This window comes from Kitasatospora sp. NPDC001119 (assembly GCF_053598475.1).
Genome location: NZ_JBSFKI010000008.1, coordinates 194,436 through 215,396 on the forward strand (window position 1 = coordinate 194,436; position 20,961 = coordinate 215,396).

At 74.8% G+C, this 20,961-nt stretch carries 20 protein-coding genes and 2 pseudogenes; 7 read left to right on the top strand and 15 right to left on the bottom strand.

What is annotated here, in order from left to right; all coding sequences use genetic code 11:
• Positions 1–3: 3 nt before the first annotated feature.
• A complete protein-coding gene (locus ACWDD9_RS12810; protein ID WP_049660896.1) occupies positions 4–771 on the bottom strand; it encodes a bestrophin-like domain in 768 nt (255 codons plus the stop codon).
• Between the two features lie 240 nt (positions 772–1,011).
• On the opposite strand from ACWDD9_RS12810, the gene ACWDD9_RS12815 reads away from it, so the two are divergent.
• Positions 1,012–1,689: a hypothetical protein gene (locus ACWDD9_RS12815; protein WP_449811606.1), complete on the top strand. Its 678-nt coding sequence runs from the start codon at positions 1,012–1,014 to the stop codon at positions 1,687–1,689.
• An 899-nt stretch (positions 1,690–2,588) separates the two neighbouring features.
• On the opposite strand, the gene ACWDD9_RS12820 is transcribed toward ACWDD9_RS12815, so the two are convergent.
• The 4 genes from ACWDD9_RS12820 to ACWDD9_RS12835 all read right to left on the bottom strand — a co-directional run bounded on the left by ACWDD9_RS12820 (position 2,589) and on the right by ACWDD9_RS12835 (position 7,509).
• Entirely contained in the window at positions 2,589–3,995 is a 1,407-nt protein-coding gene (locus tag ACWDD9_RS12820) for a family 2B encapsulin nanocompartment shell protein (RefSeq protein ID WP_074004908.1), read from the bottom strand.
• A gap of 648 nt (positions 3,996–4,643) precedes the next feature.
• On the bottom strand, positions 4,644–5,159 hold the full coding sequence (locus ACWDD9_RS12825; protein WP_063780349.1) for a hypothetical protein: 516 nt from the start codon (positions 5,157–5,159) through the stop codon (positions 4,644–4,646).
• A 162-nt stretch (positions 5,160–5,321) separates the two neighbouring features.
• The gene (pdxR, locus tag ACWDD9_RS12830) at positions 5,322–6,776 is read right to left on the bottom strand and encodes a MocR-like pyridoxine biosynthesis transcription factor PdxR (protein WP_049658329.1); all 1,455 of its coding nucleotides are present in this window, start codon (positions 6,774–6,776) and stop codon (positions 5,322–5,324) included.
• A gap of 139 nt (positions 6,777–6,915) precedes the next feature.
• Positions 6,916–7,509 (bottom strand): universal stress protein, encoded by a 594-nt coding sequence (locus ACWDD9_RS12835; RefSeq protein WP_449811607.1) that lies wholly within the window; start codon positions 7,507–7,509, stop codon positions 6,916–6,918.
• Positions 7,510–7,992: 483 nt separating this feature from the next.
• On the opposite strand from ACWDD9_RS12835, the pseudogene ACWDD9_RS12840 reads away from it, so the two are divergent.
• Positions 7,993–8,379, top strand: a pseudogene (locus ACWDD9_RS12840) (transglycosylase family protein); the annotation flags it as partial.
• A 142-nt stretch (positions 8,380–8,521) separates the two neighbouring features.
• On the opposite strand, the gene ACWDD9_RS12845 reads toward ACWDD9_RS12840, so the two are convergent.
• On the bottom strand, positions 8,522–9,106 hold the full coding sequence (locus ACWDD9_RS12845) for a pyridoxamine 5'-phosphate oxidase family protein (RefSeq protein WP_380670690.1): 585 nt from the start codon (positions 9,104–9,106) through the stop codon (positions 8,522–8,524).
• Between the two features lie 151 nt (positions 9,107–9,257).
• Here ACWDD9_RS12845 and ACWDD9_RS12850 point away from each other — a divergent pair, with 151 nt between their 5' ends.
• Positions 9,258–10,205 (top strand): hypothetical protein, encoded by a 948-nt coding sequence (locus ACWDD9_RS12850; RefSeq protein WP_449811608.1) that lies wholly within the window; start codon positions 9,258–9,260, stop codon positions 10,203–10,205.
• Positions 10,206–10,358: 153 nt separating this feature from the next.
• On the opposite strand, the gene ACWDD9_RS12855 is transcribed toward ACWDD9_RS12850, so the two are convergent.
• On the bottom strand, positions 10,359–10,793 hold the full coding sequence (locus ACWDD9_RS12855) for a CBS domain-containing protein (protein WP_375873736.1): 435 nt from the start codon (positions 10,791–10,793) through the stop codon (positions 10,359–10,361).
• 269 nt (positions 10,794–11,062) lie between these two features.
• Between ACWDD9_RS12855 and ACWDD9_RS12860 the strand changes: the two genes are divergently transcribed.
• The 3 genes and pseudogenes from ACWDD9_RS12860 (at position 11,063) to ACWDD9_RS12870 (ending at position 13,485) form a co-directional block, all read left to right on the top strand.
• Positions 11,063–11,497 carry a VOC family protein gene (locus ACWDD9_RS12860; protein WP_388046455.1) on the top strand — a complete coding sequence of 145 codons (435 nt, stop codon included), beginning with the start codon at positions 11,063–11,065 and terminating at the stop codon, positions 11,495–11,497.
• 137 nt (positions 11,498–11,634) lie between these two features.
• Positions 11,635–12,504 (top strand): annotated as a pseudogene (gene ligD / locus ACWDD9_RS12865) (non-homologous end-joining DNA ligase); the annotation flags it as partial.
• Positions 12,505–12,630: 126 nt separating this feature from the next.
• A complete protein-coding gene (locus ACWDD9_RS12870; RefSeq protein WP_449811650.1) occupies positions 12,631–13,485 on the top strand; it encodes an ATP-dependent DNA ligase in 855 nt (284 codons plus the stop codon).
• Positions 13,486–13,506: 21 nt separating this feature from the next.
• Here the strand turns inward: ACWDD9_RS12870 and ACWDD9_RS12875 are convergent, their stop codons facing one another.
• From ACWDD9_RS12875 to ACWDD9_RS12890, 4 genes are all read right to left on the bottom strand, one after another.
• Positions 13,507–14,091, bottom strand: coding sequence for a type 1 glutamine amidotransferase domain-containing protein (locus ACWDD9_RS12875; protein WP_449811609.1), 585 nt, complete (start codon positions 14,089–14,091; stop codon positions 13,507–13,509).
• An 11-nt stretch (positions 14,092–14,102) separates the two neighbouring features.
• Positions 14,103–14,399 carry a hypothetical protein gene (locus ACWDD9_RS12880; RefSeq protein WP_049660555.1) on the bottom strand — a complete coding sequence of 99 codons (297 nt, stop codon included), beginning with the start codon at positions 14,397–14,399 and terminating at the stop codon, positions 14,103–14,105.
• 4 nt (positions 14,400–14,403) lie between these two features.
• On the bottom strand, positions 14,404–14,820 hold the full coding sequence (locus ACWDD9_RS12885; RefSeq protein ID WP_159028706.1) for a DUF3040 domain-containing protein: 417 nt from the start codon (positions 14,818–14,820) through the stop codon (positions 14,404–14,406).
• A 66-nt stretch (positions 14,821–14,886) separates the two neighbouring features.
• The gene (locus ACWDD9_RS12890; RefSeq protein ID WP_143204671.1) at positions 14,887–15,363 is read right to left on the bottom strand and encodes an HAD family hydrolase; all 477 of its coding nucleotides are present in this window, start codon (positions 15,361–15,363) and stop codon (positions 14,887–14,889) included.
• A 310-nt stretch (positions 15,364–15,673) separates the two neighbouring features.
• Here ACWDD9_RS12890 and ACWDD9_RS12895 point away from each other — a divergent pair, with 310 nt between their 5' ends.
• Positions 15,674–16,375, top strand: a complete 702-nt coding sequence (locus tag ACWDD9_RS12895) for a DUF4328 domain-containing protein (protein ID WP_053112414.1) — start codon at positions 15,674–15,676, stop codon at positions 16,373–16,375.
• Positions 16,376–16,410: 35 nt separating this feature from the next.
• On the opposite strand, the gene ACWDD9_RS12900 is transcribed toward ACWDD9_RS12895, so the two are convergent.
• From ACWDD9_RS12900 to ACWDD9_RS12915, 4 genes are all read right to left on the bottom strand, one after another.
• On the bottom strand, positions 16,411–17,010 hold the full coding sequence (locus ACWDD9_RS12900) for a GNAT family N-acetyltransferase (protein WP_053112412.1): 600 nt from the start codon (positions 17,008–17,010) through the stop codon (positions 16,411–16,413).
• 111 nt (positions 17,011–17,121) lie between these two features.
• Positions 17,122–17,778, bottom strand: a complete 657-nt coding sequence (locus ACWDD9_RS12905; RefSeq protein WP_074004920.1) for a TNT domain-containing protein — start codon at positions 17,776–17,778, stop codon at positions 17,122–17,124.
• Between the two features lie 212 nt (positions 17,779–17,990).
• Complete coding sequence (locus ACWDD9_RS12910; RefSeq protein ID WP_449811610.1) at positions 17,991–19,316, bottom strand: geranylgeranyl reductase family protein; 1,326 nt, start codon at positions 19,314–19,316, stop codon at positions 17,991–17,993.
• A gap of 495 nt (positions 19,317–19,811) precedes the next feature.
• Positions 19,812–20,912, bottom strand: coding sequence for a calcium:proton antiporter (locus tag ACWDD9_RS12915; protein WP_449811611.1), 1,101 nt, complete (start codon positions 20,910–20,912; stop codon positions 19,812–19,814).
• Positions 20,913–20,961 lie beyond the last annotated feature (49 nt).

Consider the following 20,961-nt stretch of genomic DNA (forward strand, 5'->3'; position numbering starts at 1 on the left):
GGCTCAGCCGCCGAGGTTGAGCGAGGGGAAGAGGTCCTCGAACGGCTGGGTGGTCACCGAGACGCTCCGGGAGAAGGGGTTGTCGAAGTCCCAGATCATGAACAGCAGGAAGGCGATCAGCACGCTGAAGCAGAGCGCCAGGGTCAACTCCCTCGGCGTGCGCCGGATCTGGAGCGCGAAGAGCATGCCGACGGTCACCACCGCACCCCCGATCAGGCCGAACCAGACCACCCCGGGCATCGTCGGCCCGGCGTTCTGTCCGCGCGAGTTGCGGGACTCGGACGCCTGGCTGACCCGGTCCATGATCGGCTGGTAGCCCTGCGACTCCAGGTCGGAGGCAGGCGAGCGGGTGGCGATGTCGTTCTGGAGCTTCTGGAGCAGCTGGTCGCCCTTCTCGGTGATGCCACCGGTCTCCTGCATGTAGGACCACTCGGTGTTCACCACGTACGAGACGTAGGTGTCCACGTCGGCCCGGACCTGGTCGCGGAACTCCGCCGGGTAGATCACCGCACGGTCGCTGATCTCGCGCAGCGACTGCGCCTCGCGGAACAGGTCGTCCTGGGCGGCGCCGCGCGCCTCCCAGACACCCGCGATGGCGAGACCGAGGACGATCGCGTAGACCACCCCGATCATCATCGTGATGTACTCGATGACATCCGGGGTCTCGTCGGCACTCTCCTCGATCGGTCGGCGCTGCCTCAGCACCACCACCGCCATCACGACGGCACAGGCCGACGCCATGGCGATGATCAACGCCACCCACTCGGACATGGGAACTCCCTTCTCTGGCTTGGCTTGTGACGGAACGGAAAGCTCACGGGGGCGGCCCCCGACCGCTTCGGCCCGCTCGGGTTCGGTTCGGTTCGGGACCGCGCGGTAGGACGGGCCCCCGCCGACCGGTAACCGGTCGGCGGGCCCTCAGGGGACGGTCAGGACGGGCCCGAACGGCCGCCGCGTCCTCGGCCACCACGGCCCGGGCGCAGGGCCGCCGCCGCGAGCACACCGGGGACCATGATCACCAGCAGCATGGTGGTCATCGAGGTGCCCTGGTGCTGCCGGGCCATGGGCGCGGGCTTCGCCCTGGGGGCGTGGAACACCGGCTGCGCCGACGGGGTCGGCCACAGCGGGCTCGGACGGGCCGAACTCGGCGAGGCCGCGGGGCTGGGGGCCGCCGGACCGGGCGCGGCCGGGCTCGGGACCGCGGGCGCGGGAGCCGCCGGAACGGGGAGCGGCGGGGCCTGTGCGGGGGCGGGCGCCGCCGGGGCCGGGGTCGCCGGCGCGGGGGCGGCCGGGGAGGGCCCCGGAGCGGGTGCCGACGGCGGCACGGAGGGCGGGACCGAAGGAGCCGGGGACGCCGAAGGTGCGGGCGACGCGGGCGACGGGCTGGGGGACGGCGTCGGGCTGGGAGACGGTGAGGTCGGCGACGACGTGGCGGTAGGGCTCGGACTCGGGCTCGCGCTCGGACTCGGACTCGGGCTCGCGCTCGGCGTGGGGCTCGGAGTCGCGCTCGGACTCGGCGTGGGGCTCGGAGTCGGTGACGGCGTGGGAGTCGGCGACGGCGTGGCGGTCGGTGTGGGGGTGCGGGTCGGGGTCCGAGTCGGCGTCGGGCTGGGCGTGTGGGTGAGGGTCGACGTCGGGCTCGGTGTGGGCTTCGGACTCGGGCTCGGGCTCGGGCACGGGTGGTGGTGATGGTGGTGATGGTGGTGCCAGCCGTGGTCGCCGTACTCGTCGTCGCCGTACCCGTCGTCGTACTCGTCGTCATCGCCGTCGTCGTGGCCCGGCCCGAGCTGCCCGGGGCCACCCTGCCCCTCGACCGGCCGTCCGGGCTCGCTCCGCAGCCCCGCCGGACGCGAGGGCGAGGAGAAGGGCGGCGAGGACAAGGACGGCGCCGAGACGGACGGCGCCGGAAAGTGCGCCGAGGGGAACTGGGGCGGGGGGAAGTGCGGCGCGGTGGGCTTCGGGGCGGGCTTGGGTGTGCGGCAGGGGTGGTGCCCGTGCGGGGGCTTGGGCCCGTGGTGCCCCGGACCGACGCCCGGCGCGGCGCCGACGCCGACCTGGACGTCCACGTCCACGTCCACGCCGACGGTCACCTGTCCGCCCGGCCGCACCGACATCGAGAGGTCGGTCTCGTCGCACACGCAGACGTCCACCACCGGGCCGTGCGGGTACCCCCCGGGATGCCCGGCGCCGGACGCGGTCGCACCGCCGACCAGCGCGCAGATCGCGACCACGCCGGCCGCCGCGCCGATCAGCCGCACCCGCCGCCCGGGGGCCGCACCCCCAGCGACGCCGGACGGTATCCGGCAGATCTGCCGACGCTGGGGCATGGGCTCCACACACCTCTCGGATCGTCCGGGGAGGACGGAACGGGCTCGGGCCGACCGGCCGCGAAGGAACGGGCAGGACGGACGGAACGGGCGGAAAGGTCGAATACGGTCGCGTTCCCGACGGAAGTTCCATCGAGTACGACCAGAAGTGATCAGACACGGTCAGGCGGACGGCCCGCCTTCAGGGGGCGGGCCGTCCGTCATCAGGTCAAACGATCATCGAGCCGACCGGTAACGGCCCGCGCTCACCGTTCTGCGCGCTCAGCTGCGGCGGTGGGCGATCTCCACGTTCTCCAGCACGCCGACCGCGTCCGGCACCAGGATGGCGGCCGAGTAGTAGGCGCTGACCAGGTACGAGATGATCGCCTTCTCGTCGATGCCCATGAATCGGACCGACAGCGAGGGCTGGTACTCGTCCGGGAGGCCGGTCTGGTGCAGGCCGATGACGCCCTGGTTGTCCTCACCGGTACGGATCACCAGGATCGAGCTGGTGTTCTCCTTGGTGATCGGGATCTTGTTGCACGGCAGGATCGGCACCCCGCGCCAGGCCGGCACCTGCTGCCCGCCGAGGTCGACGTGGGTGGGGTACAGCCCGCGGGCGTTGAACTCCCGGCCGATCGCGGCGATGGTCCGCGGGTGGGCGAGCAGGTAGTCGGGGTCGCGGCGACGGTTGAGCAGCTCGTCCAGGTCGTCCGGGGTGGGCGGGCCGGAGTGGGTCTGGATGCGCTGGTCGAAGTCGGCGTTGTTGAGCAGGCCGAACTCCGGGTTGTTGACGATCTCGTGCTCCTGGCGCTCGCGCAGGGCCTCGATCGTCAGCCGCAGCTGGTGCTCGGTCTGGTTCATCGGCTGGTTGTACAGGTCCGCGACGCGGGTGTGGACCTTCAGGACGGTCTGCGCGACGCTCAGCTCGTACTCGCGCGGCTTGAGCTCGTAGTCCACGAAGGCGCCGGGCAGCTCGTACTCGCCGTGGTGGCCGGCCGACATGGCGATCTCGGCCTCGCCGCGCTCGTTCTGCGCCTGGAGCGGCAGGGCCAGGAAGCCCTGGAGGTGCTCCTGGAGGCTGGGCGCGTTGTCCCGGATGGCGGCGAAGTCCGCCCGGGTCAGCGTCAGGGCGACACCGGAGGTGGCGGTCTTGGCCGTGAACTCCCAGACGGCGTCCGGGTTCAGCAGCGCGTCGTCACCGAAGCGGTCGCCGTCGCCGGCCACGCCGACCACGGTGTCGTCGCCGTACTTGCCGGTGCCGATCTTGTTGATCTTGCCGTGCGCGATCAGGAAGATCTTGTCGGCGGCCTCGCCCTGGGTGGTGAGCACCTCGCCGGGGCCGAAGTCCCGCTGCTGGCAGCGGTCGGCCAGGGCGGTGAGGACGTCCTCGTCCTCGTAGCCGCGCAGCAGGGCCAGCTCGCCCAGCTCGGCCGGGATCACCCGGACCTGGGAGCCGGTCTTGATGAACTCCACCACCCCGTTGCCCACGGCGTAGGTGAGCCGACGGTTGACGCGGTAGGCGCCACCGGCCGCCTGGACCCAGGGGAGCACCTTGAGCAGCCAGCGGGAGGTGATCTCCTGCATCTGCGGTGCGGACTTGGTCGTGGTGGCAAGGTTCCGGGCAGCAGCCGTCGCAAGGCTCTGCTGCTTGGCCTGCACTGCCTCCGGGCTCGTGTCCACGGTCATCGGCAGGGCTCTCCATTCCTGTGATCGGGTCACACGTCCAGGGGCACAGCGGCCCGCCCTGACGCATGCCATGACGGATCATCAGATCCGTTTATCGGTGGGGGCGTTGGCGATTTACGCGAGAAGGCGACCACCGTCTCCCGGCGGCCCACCCGGAACCCTAGATCATCAGGACCCGACGGAGCCCGAACGAAGGCTCACTACCCCCCGATAGGGTGAATCTTGCCCGGTCCGCCCCCATCTCCCCGCAAACTCCGGGAACATCCGTTCGCCCCGGCGATCCCCCTGCGGCCAACGGCCTTTCCACCCCGGTCGGGGCCCGGCCGGACGGCCCGGAGACCACCGTCCGGCGTCAACCCGACGCACCGTCCCGGCGGTTCGGACACCCGCGCGCCGCCGGGCTCCGACCGCCGCTCCCCGCGGCCGACCACGGGAAACGCGAACGGCCCGTCAGGTGCCGGCACGGGGGAGGCCGGCACCTGACGGGTGAACGGGGGGTGTGCGGTGGGCGTCCGCGCCGGAGAGGACGGTGCGCGCCTGTGGTGCTCCGCCGATGACACCGGTGGGCCGGTCGGACCATTCGGGTCAGCCGGGTCATTCAGGTCAGGCGGACCAGGCCGGTGAGGAAGGCCGGTCGAGGCGGGCGGGTCAGGCGCAGGCGACCTGGGTGCCGGGGACGCCGACGATGCCCGAGTTGTTGGCCTCACCGCCCTTGTACTCGTAGTACAGGTAGGAGTAGAGGTCGATCCGGGTGCCGGGACCGCAGGCCGAATCGGGGGCGACGGCGTACGTCACCGTGAAGGCGCTGCTGGCACCGGGGGCGAGTGGGACGTTGTACCGGGCGATGCCGCCGTGGACGTTGTCACTGCACCCGTTGGTCTGGGTGCCGCAGGCGGTCGCGGTGAACTTCAGCCCGGTCTCCAGACTCGTGGCGTAGGTCTCCTGGACGCTCTGGTAGACGAACTGGATCGGGGTGTCGTACGGGTTGGTGAGCGTCAGGGTGACGGTGAACTCGCTCCCCCGGACCGTCGTCTGCTTGTCGGAGACGGCCGTGAGGGGCAGTTGTCCGTCGGCCCGGGCGGCAGGGGCGGCGGAGAGGAGCAGACCGACGACGAGGGCCGGACACGCGGCGAGCGCGGCGCGACGCGGATGTGTTCTGCGCATGACCAAGGAGCGTAGGCCCCGCCTCCGCCGGGGTTGTGCTCCTCGGCCCGGGTCCGTACCGACGCAGGAGCGGCGAGCGGACACCGCGCACCGGCCGCTCTCGTTCCGCCCCCACGGGCGCACCCGGGGGCCTATCCTTCGCCGCTGCTCCCGGGGCGGCCCTCACCCGCACGGCGGCAGGATGTCGCAGAGCGCGCCGAGCGCCGCCGGGTAGGCGTGGTCCGGCGGCGTGGCGTAGCCCACCACCAGGCCGTCGACGGCGGGCATCGCCTCCTCGCCGACCGCCGGGTGCCGGTAGTCCGCGAGCCCCTCGACGGCCAGGCCCCGGTAGGCGGCGGCCTTGAGCACCGAGCGCTCGGTGCCCGGCTCCAGGCGCAGCACCGCGTGCAGGCCGGCCGCGATGCCGGACACCTCGACGTGCGGGGCGCGGGCCGCGAGGGCGGCCACCAGCTCGTCCCGGCGCTCGCGGTAGCGGCGGCGCATCCGGCGCACGTGCCGGTCGTAGCCGCCGGAGTCGACGAACTCGGCGAGGGTCAGCTGGTCGAGGGCGCTGGCCCAGCCCTCGCGCTCGCCCTTGGCGGCGAGCACCCGGTCCACCAGGTGGTCGGGCAGCACCATCCAGCCGAGCCGCAGCGCGGGGGTGAGGCTCTTGCTGGCGCTGCCGAGGTAGACCACCCGTTCGGGGTCGAGCCCCTGGAGGGCGCCGACCGGCTGGCGGTCGTAGCGGAACTCCCCGTCGTAGTCGTCCTCCAGGACCAGCCCGCCGCGCCCGCGCGCCCAGTCCACCACGGCGGCGCGGCGCCCAGGGTGCAGCGGGCCGCCGGTGGGGAACTGGTGGGCGGGGGTGAGCAGCGCCGTCCGGACGTCCGGGTGGTTCGCCAACTCGCCGGTCCGCGCGCCCCGTTCGTCGATCGGCAGCGGAACGGTGGTGACGCCGGCGGCGGCCAGCAGCCCGCGGTGGAAGCCCAGCCCGTACGCCTCGACGGCCAGCGGGCCGTGCTCGGCGGGCGGCAGGACGGGCGCGGCGCCGTCGAAGAGCAGCCGCAGCGCGTGGGCGAAGCCCGAGCACACCACGATCCGGTCGGGGTCGGTGCGCACGCCCCGGGCGCGGGCGAGGTAGTCGGCGAGGACGGTGCGCAGTTCGCGCCGGCCCTGGGGGTCGCCGGGCCCGAAGGCCTCGTTGGGGGCGGCGGTGAGGGCCCGGCGGGCGGCGGCGAGCCAGGCGGTGCGCGGGAAGGAGGAGGCGTCGGGCTGGCCCTGGCGCAGGTCGTGGGTGGGGCCGGGGCGGCGGGAGGGCCGGCGGGCCCGGCCGCTCGGAACGGGCTCGGCGCGTTCGGCGACGGTGGTGCCGGAGCCCTGCCGGGCGGTGAGCCAGCCCTCGGCGACGAGTTCGGCGTAGGCCTCGGCGGCGGTGTTGCGGGCCAGGCCGAGGTCGGTGGCGAGGGCGCGGTAGGGCGGCAGCCGGGTGCCGGGGGCCAGTCTGCCGCTGCGGATCGCCTCGCGCAGGGCCGTCATCAGCGCGGCACGCCGGCCCCCGGTGGCGGGGAGGTCGAGGTGCAGGTCACTGCCGGTCGGGTGGGCGGGCTCGGAGGGGTGCGTGCCCCGCGTGTCCGTCATGGTCACGCACCCTACCGGCCGCCGCTCCGGCCCCCTTCGGGCGGCTACCCGGCCCCGGGCCGGGCACGCGCCTCAGGCCCGGGGCACGCAGCTCAGGGCACGCGCCTCAGGCCGGGGGCACGCAGCTCAGGGCAGGCGCCTACGGGACGACGGTGACCGGCCAGCGGCCGGCCTTGACCAGCCGGACCGCCACCGAACCGATCACCTTGTGCCCGGCCTGCTCGGAGACGCCGACCACCACGGCGTCGGCGCGCAGCTCGTCCGCGAGCTTGGCGAGGCCGGTGTACGGGTCGCCGCGCATGGTCAGGAAGCGCCACTCCACCTTCCACACCTCGCGCACCCGGTGCTCGGCCTCGCGCAGGGCGGCCAGCAGCTCCTCGGCGATCTCCTGGGTGGTCTCCTCCACCGCGGCCCCGGCCAGGGCGGTCGCGGCGCCGAGGATCGGCTGGACGTACGCCACCGCGAGGACGGCGCCCTGCCGGCGGGCCAGTCCGGCGGCGTAGGCGGTGGCGCGCCAGGAGGAGTCGGAGCCGTCCAGGCCGGCCAGCACCACGCTGGGGCCGTCGGTGCCGAGTTCGAAGCCCGCGGGCGCGGCCGCGGCCTCGTGCCCCTCGGCGCCGATCGGCACCCCCGCCGCGGCGGCCCGTCCCGCACCGGCGTCGGCCGCCCCTCCCGCACCGGCGGCCGCCTCTCCCGCGTCCGCCGTGTCCGCTGCATCGCTGTCGTTGCTCATGGGGCCGAGGCTATGCCCGCCACCAGGAGTGACGGCAGGGGGCACTCCGGGTGAGGGCTGTGGCGCGGGCCACCCGGGCGGGCGGCCGCGGCGGTGGAACCGGCACCGGCGGCTGGCCGACCGTCACGCGCCGTCGACCGTGTGGGCGGCCTCACACCGGTTCCGGAGCGGGTTCGGAGTGGCGCGGGCCACTTCCCGGGGCTTTTTGATCTTGGAAATGGTGGCAAATCGGGCGAAATCGCCATATTTCCTTGATCCTTACGCGCGGTAACACCCCTCTGACGTGGCTAAACCTTCGGATCCTTGAAACCGCCCCGTCCACCCCCGTAACTTCGAACCCGTTGCACCGAGCGATCCGCTCCGGCCGGGCCAACCGCCCCCGGGCAGAACGGTGCAGGACCACGCGAGTGACGTGTCCCCGAAACCGACGGCCTTCCGAGGGCCTGGTTCCGCGCGCTCGCAGACCCCTCCGAAAGGAACTCCATGACCTTCCGTAACGAGACCGCCGCTGCCACCACCACTGCCACCCCGAAGCGCCGCAACCGCGTCCGGATGGCTCTGATGGCCGGGGCGATCACCGCCCTGCCCGTGGCCGGCCTCGTCACGGCCACCAGCGCCTCCGCCGCGCCGGCCACGGTCTGGGACAAGGTCGCCGCCTGCGAGGCGACCGGCAACTGGGCCATCAACTCCGGCAACGGCTTCTACGGCGGCCTGCAGTTCACCCAGAGCACCTGGGCCGCCTTCGGTGGCACCTCCTACGCCGCGCAGGCCCACCAGGCCACCAAGGACCAGCAGATCGCCATCGGCGAGAAGGTCCTCGCCGCCCAGGGCCCCGGCGCCTGGCCGGTCTGCTCCGTCAAGGCCGGTCTGGGCAAGTAAGACGTAGGCCACGAGGCCGCCGCACCCCACCCGGGGTACGGCGGCCTCGTCGCGTTCCCGGCCGGAGCCCCGGCTCCCGGCCCCTCGGCCCCCGGATCCCGGCCACCCCGGTGGAACGGGCCGGTCAGGACGGTCAGGACGGCCGGGGCGGGAGCGGCAGCGGAACGGCCGGCAGCCCGTCGATGCTGCTGCCGACCAGCGGCTTGCGCTCGCAGTAGGCGCCGAACTCCTCCTCGTCCTTCCGGTCGAAGTACTGGGCGTGCAGGTCGCGGTCGGCCCGGTAGTCCATGAACGGCACCGCGTACCCGCAGGAGTCGCTGACCCGCTCCGCCCGGACCAGCACGATCGCCCGCAGCCCGGAGCCGTCGGCGGACGGGTCGAAGTGGCCGAGCAGTTCGGCGAACCGCGGGTCGTCCCGGAACACCGGCTCCCCGTGCCCGTGCACCCGCACCACGGTCGGCGGGCCCTCGAACGCGCACCACATCAGGGTGATCCGGCCGTTCTCCCGCAGATGGGCGACCGTCTCGGCCTGCGAGCCGCCGAAATCCAGGTAGGCGAGGGTGAGTTCGTCGATCACCGCGAGCGTCCCGGAGCGGCCCTTGGGCGAGAGGTTGACGTGCCCGTCGGCGGCCAGCGGGGCGGTGGCCACGAAGTAGACCGGCTGGCGCTCGATGAACCGGCGCAGCCGACCGTCGATGGCTTCGTACTGCTTTCCCATGCCCGCCAGTCTGCCCCCATCTCGGCTGGCAAGAAACCGGATTCCGCTTCCTGAGACGCCCCGCACCGCCCGGGCCCTCCCGGGGGCCGGGCGGTGCCGCCTACGATGGCCCGTGCGCGTGTCACCCGCCGGACCGAGCTGGGGAGTTGCGATGATCCGGAACACCCCTCCCGGGACGGTCCTCGGCGCGCCGGCCGCGCCGCTGCGCGGGTACGTGCTCGGTTACCGGGGCTACCGGCTGGCGCTGCGGCAGCCGCTCCGACGGCTGGAGGTGCCGACGGACGTGGTCACCGTGGCGCTCGCCTTCGAGGGCACCATGAGCCTCACCGACGCCGTCTCCCCCGCGGCCGCGGCCTCCTTCGGCTCGGTCGCGGCCGGGCTGCGCCGCACCGCGACGGTCGCCGAACACGCGGGCGCGCTGCACGGGTTGGCCGTCTCGCTCACCCCGCAGGGCGCGTTCCGGGCGTTCGGGCCGCTGGCCGGCGAGCTCGGCGGGCACTGGGCCGAGGCCGGGGACGTCCTGGGCCCGCGGCTGCGGGCGCTGACCGACCGGCTGGCCCACGCGCCGAGCTGGCCGGCCCGGTTCGCCATGCTGGACGGGTACTTCGGCGCACTGTTCGCGTACGGGCCGGACTGGGACCCGTCCGTGCACTGGGTCTGGCGGCAACTGCGGCACTCACACGGGCTGGTGCCGATCGGCACCCTGGTCGAGGGCACCGGGTGGAGCCGCCGCCGACTGGAGCTGCGCTTCCGCGAGCACCTCGGGCTGGCCCCCAAACAGGCGGCCGGCATCCTCCGGCTCCAGCGCACCCTCAACGCCCTGACCGCGCACGAGGACCACCCCTCCGAGGACCACCCCTCCGAGGACCACCGCCCCGGGCACCGGCCCACCGGCGCCGACCTGGCCACGCGCTGCGGCTACTACGACCAGTCCCACCTCGACCGGACCTTCCGCGCCATGGTCGGCTGCTCGCCGCGCGCGTTCCTGGCCGCCCGGCGCACCGCCGCCGCCCTGCCCGGGCCCGCCGAGCGGGTCACCGACCGGGTCAGCGGGCGGGTGACCAGCACCGTCCTGGACCCAGGGGGTTCCGGGAGCTGAGGCGTGCGCATTCGTACAAGACGCACCGCTGCCCCGCCCGGCACGCTCGAAGGGCCCGGCCGGTACGGGGGGCCGGCCGGTCACCGGAGCGGGCGGGGCGGGGCAGGGCAGGGCGGAAACGGGGCGGGGCGGGCCGGGCGGGGTGTCAGCCGGTCAGTGCTTCAGGTACACGCTGTCCATGAACTCGATGATCTGCTGATCGGTCAGCCGCTGGCCTTCGCGGTGGCCCATCGCCAGATCGGCCTCGCTGATCATGCCCACCAGCCGGTCCCCGTCGATCACCGGGATGCGCCGGATCTGGTGCTGCTCCATCTTGCGCAGCACCGCCTCCATGCTGTCCTCAGCGCGTACGCAGTGCAGGTGGCCGCCCAGTTCGATGGCCGTCATCGTGGCCGGGTCCTTGCCCTCCGCGATACATCGCAGCACGATGTCGCGGTCGGTGATGATGCCCTTGAGCTTCTGGTCGTCGCCGCAGATCGGCAGCGCGCCCACGTGCTTGTCGCGCATCATCCGCGCGGCCTCGGCGAGCGTCTGGTGGGCGCCGATGCACTGGGCGCCGGTGTGCATGATGTCTCGGGCAGTGGTCACGGGGACTCCTTCGTCGGTGGTTCCCCCCGCTGGTCCCCCCGCGTCCCCCCGGCGGTGCTCCCGGGCTCCCGCCGTCGGGGCGGAAGGGGGCTGTGACCGCGCCCTCACCATAAGCAACCCCGCCTCCGCCCGCGACCCCGCGCAGCCGGAGCGGGCGAGTCCGCGCGACCTTCGAGGCGGGGCCCGGGGCGCGGCCGCAGAGTGGAGGAGAACGCGACCGGCCCGGCTCCCGGCCCGGCCACCCGCACGTCCCGAGGAGTGAGCGAGCGATGGACACCACCGAGACCCCCGCCCCGCAGGTCTGGCCCAACCTGCGCGCCACCGACGCCCGGGCCCTGATCCGCTTCCTGGTCGACGCCTTCGGCTTCCAGGAGGTCGTCGCCTACGGTGAGGGCGACTTCGTCGCGCACGCCGAACTCGCCTGGCCCGAGGGCGGCGGCGTGATGCTCGGCTCCGACCGTCCGACGCCCGAGGACGCCGAACCGTGGCCGGGCCGGCCGGGCGGCTTCACCGCGTACGTGGTCACCGCCGACCCGGACGGCGTGCACGCCCGCGCGGTGGCCGCCGGGGCCCGGATCATCACCGGGCTGTACGAGACCGACTACGGCTCGCGCGACTTCGCCGCCGCCGACCCGGAGGGCAACCGCTGGTACTTCGGCACCTACCCGGGCGCGCCCCGGCCGGCCGGCCGCCCACGGGGGTGAGGCGGTCCGCGGTCACGGACGGCCCGGAGCGGCGGCGCCGAGGCGGTGGCCGCCGGACCGGGGCAGACTGACAGCGGGGGCCACCCCACCGGAGGCATCGAAGGCACCGGAGGCATCGGAGGCGGACCGTGCCGCAGATGACGGTGGACGGGCACACCCTCGCCCTCTCCCACCTCGACAAGGTGTACTACCCGCGCACCGGCACCCCCAAGGGCGAGGTGCTGCGCTACTACGCCGCCGTGCACGCCGCGCTGCTCCCGCACCTGCGCGACCGCCCGGTCTCCTTCCTCCGCTGCCCGGACGGCGTCGAGGCGGAGGTGTTCGTCGCCAAGAACCCGCCGCCCGGCACCCCGGACTGGGTGCGCACGGTCGACGTGCCGAGCAACACCGGCGAGCTGCGCCAGGTGGTGCTGGAGAGCGGCGCGGCGCTGCTGGCGGTCGCCAACCTGGGCTGCCTGGAACTGCACGTCCCGCAGTGGCACGCGGCCCGACCCGCCCTCGCCGACCGGCTGGTGCTGGACCTGGACCCCGGCGAGGGCGCCGACGTGCTCACCTGCCGCACGGTCGCGCTGCTGCTGCGCGAGCGGCTCGCGGCGGACGGCCTGGCGGCCTGGGTGAAGACCTCCGGCTCCAAGGGCCTGCACCTGCTGGTCCCGATCGAGCCCACGCCGAGCGCCCGGGTCTCCGGGTACGCGAAGGCGCTGGCCGCCGCCCTGGAGGCCGAGCACCCGGAGCTGGTGGTGCACACCATGGCCAAGGCCCGCCGCCGGGGCCGGGTGCTGGTCGACTGGTCGCAGAACAACGCCAAGAAGACCACCGCCGCGCCGTACACCCTGCGGGCCAGGCCGCTGCCGACCGTCTCCACCCCGCTGGCCTGGGCGGAGCTGGAACGGGCCGCCGACGAGCGGGACCTGGTCTTCACCCTCGCCGAGGTGCCCGACCGGCTGGCCGCCCACGGCGACCTGCTCGCCCCGCTGCTGGACCCGGAGCGGGCCCGGCCGCTGCCCGGCGCACCGGCGGCGCCACCGCCGACGGGGTCACCACCGACGGGGTCACCGCCGCCGGGGTCTCCACCGACCAGGCGGGCGGAAGGAGCGCGGCCGGCCCAGGTGCTGCACCCGCCCGTCGAGGTGATGCGCCCGGCCGCCGTGGCCGCCGTCCCGCCCGCCGACGGCCTGGGCGGCGGGGGCGTGCAGTACGAGCTGAAGCTGGACGGCTTCCGCTGCGTCGCCTTCGCCCGGGGCGGGCGGCCCGCGTACCTCCAGTCCCGCGGCGGCCGCGACCTCGCCCCCGAGTTCCCGCCGATCGCCGCCGCCGTCGCCCGGCTGCCGGAGGGCCTGGTGCTGGACGCCGAGCTGGTCGCCTGGCGCGACGGCCGGTTCGCCTTCGGCGAGTTGCTGCGCACCCGCCGGGCCCGCGCCGCCGCCACCGGGGTCGCGCTCGGCCTGATCGCCTTCGACCTGCTGGCGCTGCCCGGCCGCGACGTACGCGCCCTTCCGCTCACCGACCGCCGCCGGCTGCTGCTCGCCGCCCTCGCCGACGTCCCGCCGCCGATCCGGCCGGTCATGGCCACCACCGACCGGGCGGAGGCGCTGGAGTGGACGGAGCGGCTCGCCGATACCGGGGTGGAGGGACTGGTCTGCAAGGCCGCGGCGGCCCCGTACCGCCCGCGCGGCGCGGGCCGGGTCTGGGTCAAGTACCGCCGCGGCGACACCCTCGACGCCACCGTCCGCGCCGTCACCGGCCCGGCCGCCCACCCGCACGCGCTGATCCTCCAGCTGGACGACGGCCGGGTGTTCCTGACCACCCCGCGGCTCACCCCGGTCCAGTCCCGCGAGGTCGCCGAACTCGCCCGCCCCCTGCTCGGCCCGCCCGCCACCGACCCGGACCACGGCCCGGTCCACCCGCTGACCGCCCCGCTCCGCGCCGAGTTCACCCTCACCGGCCGCCCGCCGTCCGCCGCCTTCCTCCGCCTACGCGGCGACTGACCCCGCCCTCGCTCCCCTTGCTCACCGCCTTCGTTTCGCCGCCGCGTGGGCGAACTCCGTCACGAAGGCGTCGTCGAAAAGCGGCAGGTCGCCCGGCTTGCGGCTGGTGACGAGCGGGCCGGGGCCGTCGTGGCAGACGTGGACCGGCTCGTCCACCCAGTGGGCGCCGGCGTTGACCAGGTCGGTGCGCAGGCTGGGCCAGGAGGTGAGAGTGCGGCCGCGGACGGCGTCGGCCTCGATGAGCGTCCAGGCCGCGTGGCAGATCGCCGCGACCGGACGGCCGGCGACGCAGTAGGCGTGCACGAAGGCGACCGCCGGGCGGTCCAGGCGCAGCCGGTCGGGGTTGGCGACGCCGCCGGGGAGGACCAGCCCGTCGTAGGCCGCCGGGTCGGCCTCGGCGACCAGGGCGTCCACGGCGAAGGTGTCGCCCTCGGCGTGGTGGCGGACGGTGCGGACCCGGCCCTCGGCGGTGGACAGCAGCCGCGGGGTGCCGCCGGACTCGGCGACGGCCTGCCAGGGGTCGGTCAGTTCGACCTGTTCGGCCCCGTACGGCGCGACCAGGAAGGCGATCACGCGTCCGGTGAGCGTGGTGGACGGCCAGCCCATGGCGTGGTCGCTCAGCGCGGGTGCGGGGCGGTCAGGTCGACGGCCGCGGGCGGGGCGGAGCTGAGCCTGGCGCGCGGGCAGTCGAGGTGGACGGCGCGGTCGAGGTGGTCGAGCCGGGCGACCAGCCCGGCCGGGACGAGCACCCGGGTGCCGGGCACCCAGGGTTCGGCGTCGACCAGCAGGTGGTCCCCGGCGTCCTGTTCGACCCGGCCGACCGGGCCGTCGGTGGCGAGCACCTCGTACCCGACCAGCGTGAGGTCGGCGGCGGGATGGGAGCCCGGGCGGTACTCCCACAGGTCGGTGGTCATGGTGTCACGCCTCCGGACGGTCCCAGGGCCGCCGTTCGCGGCGCTCCCGGCGTTCCCGGGCCTCCGCCGGGTCCACCGCTTCGGTGCGGCCGCGGCCGGCGCGGCGGCGGCGGCGCAGCAGCTCGGAGGCGGCGAACGCGGCCGCCACGGTGGCCGCCCAGACCACGCCGAGCGCGACCAGTACGGCGGTGGCCGGGGTCCGCAGGCCCACGCCGAGGCAGATCATCGTCATCACCAGGGCGGTCAGCACGACCCCCGCCGAGAACCTGCGCCCGATGCCGCGGAGCACGCCCCGGACCCGGCTCGGCGGCTCGGCGCCCATGGTGCTCAGCTTCCGGTCGAGCCGTGTGTCCTGGCGCAGATCGGACTCGATCTCCTCGAGGAGCCGCCGCTCCCATCCGCTCAACGCGGGTCCGTCCATCTCGGTCACCTCCGACACTTCGGGTGACGTGCTCGCACCCGGGCGGTTGCCCGGTACGGGCTCGCGCTAACCGTTCCGGGCACCGCCTGTTCCGGCGCCGACGGGCCCGAACGCCCGGGGGCGGGCGAGCAGGCTGTCGTCCAGGACGCTCAACAGGGCGGCGGCGTCGCGGTGGACCTCGGCCGCACCCGCCGCCCGCAGCTCGGGGCCGGTGTCCCGGCCGGCCGCCAGGGCGACGCACGGCACCCCGGCCCGCCGCGCCGCCCGGACCTCGCGCACGCTCCCGGCGACGGCCACGGCGTGCGAGGGCCTGCCGTCCACCAGGTCCAGCGCGGCCCGCACCGGGTCGCCCCCGGGGTCGGCCACGGCCAGTGCCGGAGCCCCGGCCGGCCCGGGGCCGGTCAGCACGACCGTCCAGCCCCGTACCGCGCACTCGCGCAGCAACTCGGCACCGCCGGGCAGCGCGGGCTGCCACCAGTCGGTACCGAAGAGAGCCGCCGAGACCACCGTCATGACCACCGCTTCCGTTCGCGGGCGACGCACCGAACGCTCTCCTCCAGGTTAGGTCGCTCCCCCGCCGCGCGCGCAGCCTGCGCCCCGTGGATCCGCGGCGGGGGGCCGTGGCAAGGAGCCATGGCGGGGGGCCGCGCGGCCGTCGGTTCGCGCCGCCCGGGCCGCCGCTCCGCGCGTGCGCCGTCGCTCCGGAGCGCGGGCCGGGGCCGGGGCGGGGGCGGCGGCCGCGCGCCGGGGCCCGTCGTGCGGTGCGGTCCGCGAAAAGCCGCTGGTCCGGGGCTGCCCGCAGGCCCTAGGGTGTCGCCCCGTCACATTGGTCCAGTCCAGGAGTCCGTCCCCGATGCCTTCGCCCGCCCTGTACCGCTCGCCCAGACCCAGCTCCACCGCCGCCACCGTCCTGCTCGCCGTGTGCGGCACCGCGACCCTCGCCTCGCTCGCCGCGGGCTTCCGCCTGTACGGGGAGGCGGGGGAGTTCGCCGCCGACTCCGACCTGGCCGACGAGTCCGCGCTGACGGACGCGGCCCTGCTCTACGACAACGTCAGCCTGGTCCAGACGCTCACCCTGCTGGCCTCGGCGGTCGCCTTCATCACCTGGTTCCACCGGGTGCGGGTGAACGCGGAGGTCTTCGAGCCGAGCGGGCACCGGTTCAAGCGCGGCTGGGCGATCGGCGGCTGGTTCACCCCCGTGGTCGCCCTCTGGTTCCCGTTCCGGATCACGGTCGACACCTGGACGGCCAGCGCCCGGCCGGACGCCTCCGGGGTGCGCCTGCCGCACCCCCAGCCGCTGGTCAACCTCTGGTGGGCCACCTTCTGGCTGGCGAACGCGACCGGCCGGTTCGGCGCCAACTACCTGAACTCGGCGAAGTACCCGGACGACTACCAGACCGCCCTCGGCTGGCTGCTGGCCTCCGACGTGCTGGAGGTGGTCGCCGCCGTCCTCGCCGTCCTGGTCGTCCAGCGGCTGACGGCCATGCAGGAGGAGCGCTTCGCCGAGTCCACCGCCCACGCGTACGCGGTCCGCGGCGGGACCGTCCGGGGCTGAGCCGTTCCGCCGGCCGCGGGCCCGCGGGCGGGCGCTCAGTCCGTGAACGGGTCCGAGGCCAGCCGGGCGTGCAGGTGCTCGTCCGTGTAGACGCCCCCGCCGTAGGTGTAGGAGGCGCGCAGGGTGCCCTCGTACGGGAAGGCGGCCCGCTCGGCGACCCGGCAGGAGGCCTCGTTGCCGACGGCGTGGTAGAGCTCGATCCGGCGGGCGCCGGCGTGCTCCACCGCCCAGCGGGTGACGGCGGTGGTGGCCCGGGTGGCCAGGCCCCGGCCGCGGGCCGCGGCGAGCAGCCAGTAGCCGACCATGGCCACGCCGTCGTCCCGGTTGCTCCACCCCAGGTAGGCGTTGCCGCAGAGGCTGCCGTCGGCGGCGTCGATCACGGCGAAGGAGGCCGCGCTGCCGTCGGCCCAGCCTGCCTCGCAGCGCTCCAGGTAGGCCTGCGGGTCGACCGGGCCGGTGGCGCTGAGCGGGTTCCAGCGGGCGACGGCCGGGTCCGCCGCGGCGGCGAGCAGGGCGGGCACGATTCCGCCGGACACGTCGAGGCCGGGCCCCCACGGGCGCAGCACGGCGTCGCCGAGGTCGAGGACGGTGGGGCGGAACAGCCGCTGGGCGGTGCCGGGATCGCTGATGGTCATCCCGTCTTCCTATCCCCCGCTCCCGGGGGCCCGCCAGCGAATATTCCGGTGCCCGACTTCGCACGCCCGCTCCGCCCTGGTGGACGGAGCGGGCGTGCGGACGGAGCGCGGTCAGATCCGGGCCAGGTAGCCGTTCTCCACCAGCCAGAGCACGTTCAGCTTGGCCGGGCCGCCGGGCAGCAGGGTGGCGTCGAGCTGGTACTGGAGGCCCCAGCCGGGCTGGTTGAACCAGGGAGCGATCGGGCCGGCGTGCACCGTGAAGGCCTTGACCACCTTGTAGTCGTGGTAGTTGCAGGCGGCCGGCGGGGTGCCGTCCAGGCTCTGCGGCGGGAGCGCGCGGCTGGCGTAGGGCAGGCCCTCGGGGGCGAGGTAGGCGCCGTACTCGCTGCCGTAGCGGTCGATGTTCTGGTTCGGGTAGAGGGTGAGGTCGAACTCGATCGGGCTGCCGTCGGGCAGGGTGACGTAGCCGTCGGCCGGCGGGTATATCCAGCCGCCCTTGCCGCCGTTGCCGGCCGGGTCGTAGTACTTGGCCAGGAAGTCCTGCTCGCCCGCGCCGCCGGTGCGCTGGTAGCCGACGAGCTGGCGGCCGACCGGCCCGGCGGTCGGGAGGTCGGCCGGGCCGAGGCGGGCGTCGTCGTGGCGGAAGGCGGCGGAGCACTGGTCGGCGGGGGTGGCCGCCGGGGCCGCGACGGCGGCGGGGACGGTCACGGCGGTGAGGGCGGCGGCCGCGGCGAGCGGCGCGACGAGCAGGCGAAGGCGAAGGCGCACGGTGTCTCCGTCGAACGGGTCAGCGGTCGAAAAAGGAGCCACGGAGGAGCGTTGTGCTCACCCTCCGTGGCTGGTTCGACACCAGGCAATCGGATCATCTGATCATTCGTCAACATGATCCGTGCGACTGCGCGTTCGACTCAGCGGATTCGGCCAAAGCCGGGACACCGGGACCGCCCGTCCGCGAGGATGAGCGGTCCGGCACGCCCGGGTCACTTCCCCGGGGCGACCCGCCCGAGCAGGTGGAGCAGCCGGTCGAGGGCGTCCTTGGAGTTCGGCTCGGTCAGGTTGGCCATCAGCCGGAACGCCGCCTTCAGCAGCGCCGGGTGGCCGAGCCCGGCCGCCCCGGCCGCGCCGCGCAGCTTCGGGCGGCCCAGCATGTCGGCGGCCAGGCGGCCGAGCGCGAAGTAGCCCGCGTAGGCGGAGCGCAGCGCCTGCGGGTAGGCGCGCAGGGCGAGTTCGCGACCGCGGTCGGTGCGGCGGGCGAGGGCCTGGACGATGGTCTCGGCGGCGTAGCGGCCGGACTCCATCGCGTAGGCGATGCCCTCGCCGGTGCCCGGGCTGACCGTCCCGCCCGCGTCGCCGATCAGCAGCAGGCCGTCGGCGTAGTGGGGCGCGCGGTTGAGGCCCATCGGCAGGGCGGCACCGCGGATCGGCTCGGTGACCGCGTCGGGGGTGTAGCCGTACTCCGGGGGCAGGCCGTCGCACCAGCGCCGCAGCACCTCGCGCCAGTCCGCCTCGGTCCCGGCGGTGTCGAGGACCCCGAGGCCGACGTTGGCGGTGCCGTCGCCCATGCCGAACACCCAGGCGTAGCCGGGCAACTGGCGCCGGGCCCGGTCGTCGGGGTCGCGCAGGTCGAGCCAGACCTCCAGGTAGCGGTCGTCGTGCCTCGGGGTGGTGAAGTACGTCCGGTAGGCGACGCCCATCGCGCGGTCGGTGCGGCGGTAGCGCCGCATCGCCACCGACAGCCGGGTGGAGTTGCCGTCGGCGGCGACCACGACCGGGGCCCGGTAGGCGACCGGCCGGCGCTCCTCGCCCAGCTTGGCGGTGACGCCGATGATCCGGCCGGTCCGCTCGTCCAGCGTCGGGCCCGTCACATTGGCGCGTTCGACCACCCGGGCTCCGAGCGAGGCGGCCTTGCGGGCGAGCAGTTCGTCGAAGTCGGCGCGGCGCCGGACCAGTCCGTACCCGGGGTAGGCGGAGAGCTCGGGCCAGTCGAACTCCACCGAGCGGTGCCCGGAGATCAGCCGCAGGCCCCGGTTGTGCAGCCAGCCGGCCTCCTCGGAGACGTCGATGCCGAGGTCGGTCAACTGCTTGACGGCGCGCGGGGTGAGGCCGTCCCCGCAGACCTTCTCGCGCGGGAAGGCGGACTTCTCCAGCAGCAGGACGTCCAGTCCGGTCCGGGCGAGGTGGGCGGCGGCGGTGGAGCCGGCCGGTCCGGCGCCGACCACGATGACGTCGGCGCTCCCCCCGTCCTGGACGGCCTCCCCGCCACTGACGGTCTCCTCGGGCCGGACGGTCTGCTCTGGGCCGGGCATCGCACTCTCCCACGGGTCGGATCGGCTGTCCGCGCGACGGAGTCCTCGGACTGGGCGGTTCCGGACGGACGATAGAGAACCCCGGCGCCCGCCCGCCGCCCCGACACGCAGGCCGCCCCGCGAACCGGCCAATACCGGCCACCCCTGCCGTACGGGTCCACCCGCCACGCCGGATCCCGGACGCAACCGAGCCCCCGGCCCGCGAGCAGCAGCGGGACCAGGGGCTCTCCGTCGTTCCGCGGCGCGGACCCCTCGGGGGGATCAACGGCGGTCGCGCCGGGTTCGACGAGGGCCCCGACCACGGGGGCGGACCGGGGCCCTCATCCGGTACCACGGCCGGCACCGCCTCCCGGGTTCACCACCAGTCCCACTGGTCTCACTAGTCCCACTGACACCACCGACACCACCCGATCCGGCCCCGGGAACGGCGGAAGCCCCTGACCGCACGGGGGAACGTGGCAGGGGCTTCCACTGTCGACTACGGCCGGCGGGCCCTCACGGGTTCAGCGCCAGCACCACGTACCCCGCCAGCACCGCCAGGTGCACCGCGCCCTGCAGCGGGGTCGCCCGGCGCGGGATGACGGTGAGGGTGAGCAGCACGATGGTCAGGCTCAGCAGCACCATGTGCGCCGGGTCGAGGCCGAGGACGAGCGGGCCGGACAGCCAGGTGGAGGCGATCGCGACCGCCGGGATGGTCAGGCCGATGCTGGCGAGCGCCGAGCCGAGCGCGAGGTTGAGGCTGGTCTGCACCCGGTTGCGGACGGCCGCGCGCAGCGCCGCGATGGTCTCCGGCAGCAGCACCATCATGGCGATCACGACGCCGACCACGGCGTGCGGCAGCCCGGCGTCGTCCACCGCCTTCTCGATGGTCGGCGACACGCCCTTGGCCAGGCCCACCACCGCCACCAGGGCGACGGCGAGCAGCAGCAGGCTGATCCCGGCGGCCCGGAGGGTGGGCGGGGAGGCGTGCTCCTCCTCGGCCAGCACCCGGCCCTCGGGGGTGACGGGCAGGAAGTAGTCGCGGTGCCGGACGGTCTGGGTGGCCACGAACAGGCCGTAGACCACCAGCGAGGCGGTGGCCGCGAAGGTGAGCTGGGTGGTCGAGAACTGGGGGCCGGGCGAGCTGGTGGTGAAGGTCGGCAGTACCAGGCTGAGGGTCGCGAGGGTGGCGATGCAGGCCAGCGCGGCGCCGGTGCCCTCGGCGTTGAAGACGGCGGTCCGGTACTTGACGGCGGCGACCAGGATGGACAGTCCGAGGATGCCGTTGCAGGTGATCATCACGGCGGCGAAGACGGTGTCCCGGGCCAGGGTGGAGGACTTGTCCCCGCCGTCGGCCATCAGCGTCACGATCAGCGCGACCTCGATCACGGTGACCGCCACGGCGAGGACCAGCGACCCGAAGGGCTCCCCCGACCAGTGCGCGATCACCTCCGCGTGGTGCACGGCCGACAGCACGGCGCCCACCAGGAAGCAGGCGACCACCGCCACCACCCAGCCGGGGAGTTCCTTGTGCCAAGTCAGGGCGAGGACGAGGAACGACACCACCGGGACGACGACGGTCCATTGCGCGAGAGGCGCGCGGAGCTTCGTGATCATGCCGCCGAGGATCCCAGACCGGAGGCCCGTCACCCGGGTGCCCGCGCCG

Excerpts from the sequence above, each read along its gene's own strand:
- ACWDD9_RS12810 (WP_049660896.1), bottom strand. The coding sequence starts at position 771 with ATGTCCGAGTGGGTGGCGTTGATCATCGCCATGGCGTCGGCCTGTGCC.
- ACWDD9_RS12815 (WP_449811606.1), top strand. The coding sequence starts at position 1,012 with ATGATCACCAGCAGCATGGTGGTCATCGAGGTGCCCTGGTGCTGCCGG.
- ACWDD9_RS12820 (WP_074004908.1), bottom strand. The coding sequence starts at position 3,995 with ATGACCGTGGACACGAGCCCGGAGGCAGTGCAGGCCAAGCAGCAGAGC.
- ACWDD9_RS12825 (WP_063780349.1), bottom strand. The coding sequence starts at position 5,159 with ATGCGCAGAACACATCCGCGTCGCGCCGCGCTCGCCGCGTGTCCGGCC.
- pdxR (WP_049658329.1), bottom strand. The coding sequence starts at position 6,776 with ATGACGGACACGCGGGGCACGCACCCCTCCGAGCCCGCCCACCCGACC.
- ACWDD9_RS12835 (WP_449811607.1), bottom strand. The coding sequence starts at position 7,509 with ATGAGCAACGACAGCGATGCAGCGGACACGGCGGACGCGGGAGAGGCG.
- ACWDD9_RS12845 (WP_380670690.1), bottom strand. The coding sequence starts at position 9,106 with ATGGGAAAGCAGTACGAAGCCATCGACGGTCGGCTGCGCCGGTTCATC.
- ACWDD9_RS12850 (WP_449811608.1), top strand. The coding sequence starts at position 9,258 with ATGATCCGGAACACCCCTCCCGGGACGGTCCTCGGCGCGCCGGCCGCG.
- ACWDD9_RS12860 (WP_388046455.1), top strand. The coding sequence starts at position 11,063 with ATGGACACCACCGAGACCCCCGCCCCGCAGGTCTGGCCCAACCTGCGC.
- ACWDD9_RS12870 (WP_449811650.1), top strand. The coding sequence starts at position 12,631 with ATGCGCCCGGCCGCCGTGGCCGCCGTCCCGCCCGCCGACGGCCTGGGC.
- ACWDD9_RS12875 (WP_449811609.1), bottom strand. The coding sequence starts at position 14,091 with ATGGGCTGGCCGTCCACCACGCTCACCGGACGCGTGATCGCCTTCCTG.
- ACWDD9_RS12880 (WP_049660555.1), bottom strand. The coding sequence starts at position 14,399 with ATGACCACCGACCTGTGGGAGTACCGCCCGGGCTCCCATCCCGCCGCC.
- ACWDD9_RS12885 (WP_159028706.1), bottom strand. The coding sequence starts at position 14,820 with ATGGACGGACCCGCGTTGAGCGGATGGGAGCGGCGGCTCCTCGAGGAG.
- ACWDD9_RS12895 (WP_053112414.1), top strand. The coding sequence starts at position 15,674 with ATGCCTTCGCCCGCCCTGTACCGCTCGCCCAGACCCAGCTCCACCGCC.
- ACWDD9_RS12900 (WP_053112412.1), bottom strand. The coding sequence starts at position 17,010 with ATGACCATCAGCGATCCCGGCACCGCCCAGCGGCTGTTCCGCCCCACC.
- ACWDD9_RS12910 (WP_449811610.1), bottom strand. The coding sequence starts at position 19,316 with ATGCCCGGCCCAGAGCAGACCGTCCGGCCCGAGGAGACCGTCAGTGGC.
- ACWDD9_RS12915 (WP_449811611.1), bottom strand. The coding sequence starts at position 20,912 with ATGATCACGAAGCTCCGCGCGCCTCTCGCGCAATGGACCGTCGTCGTC.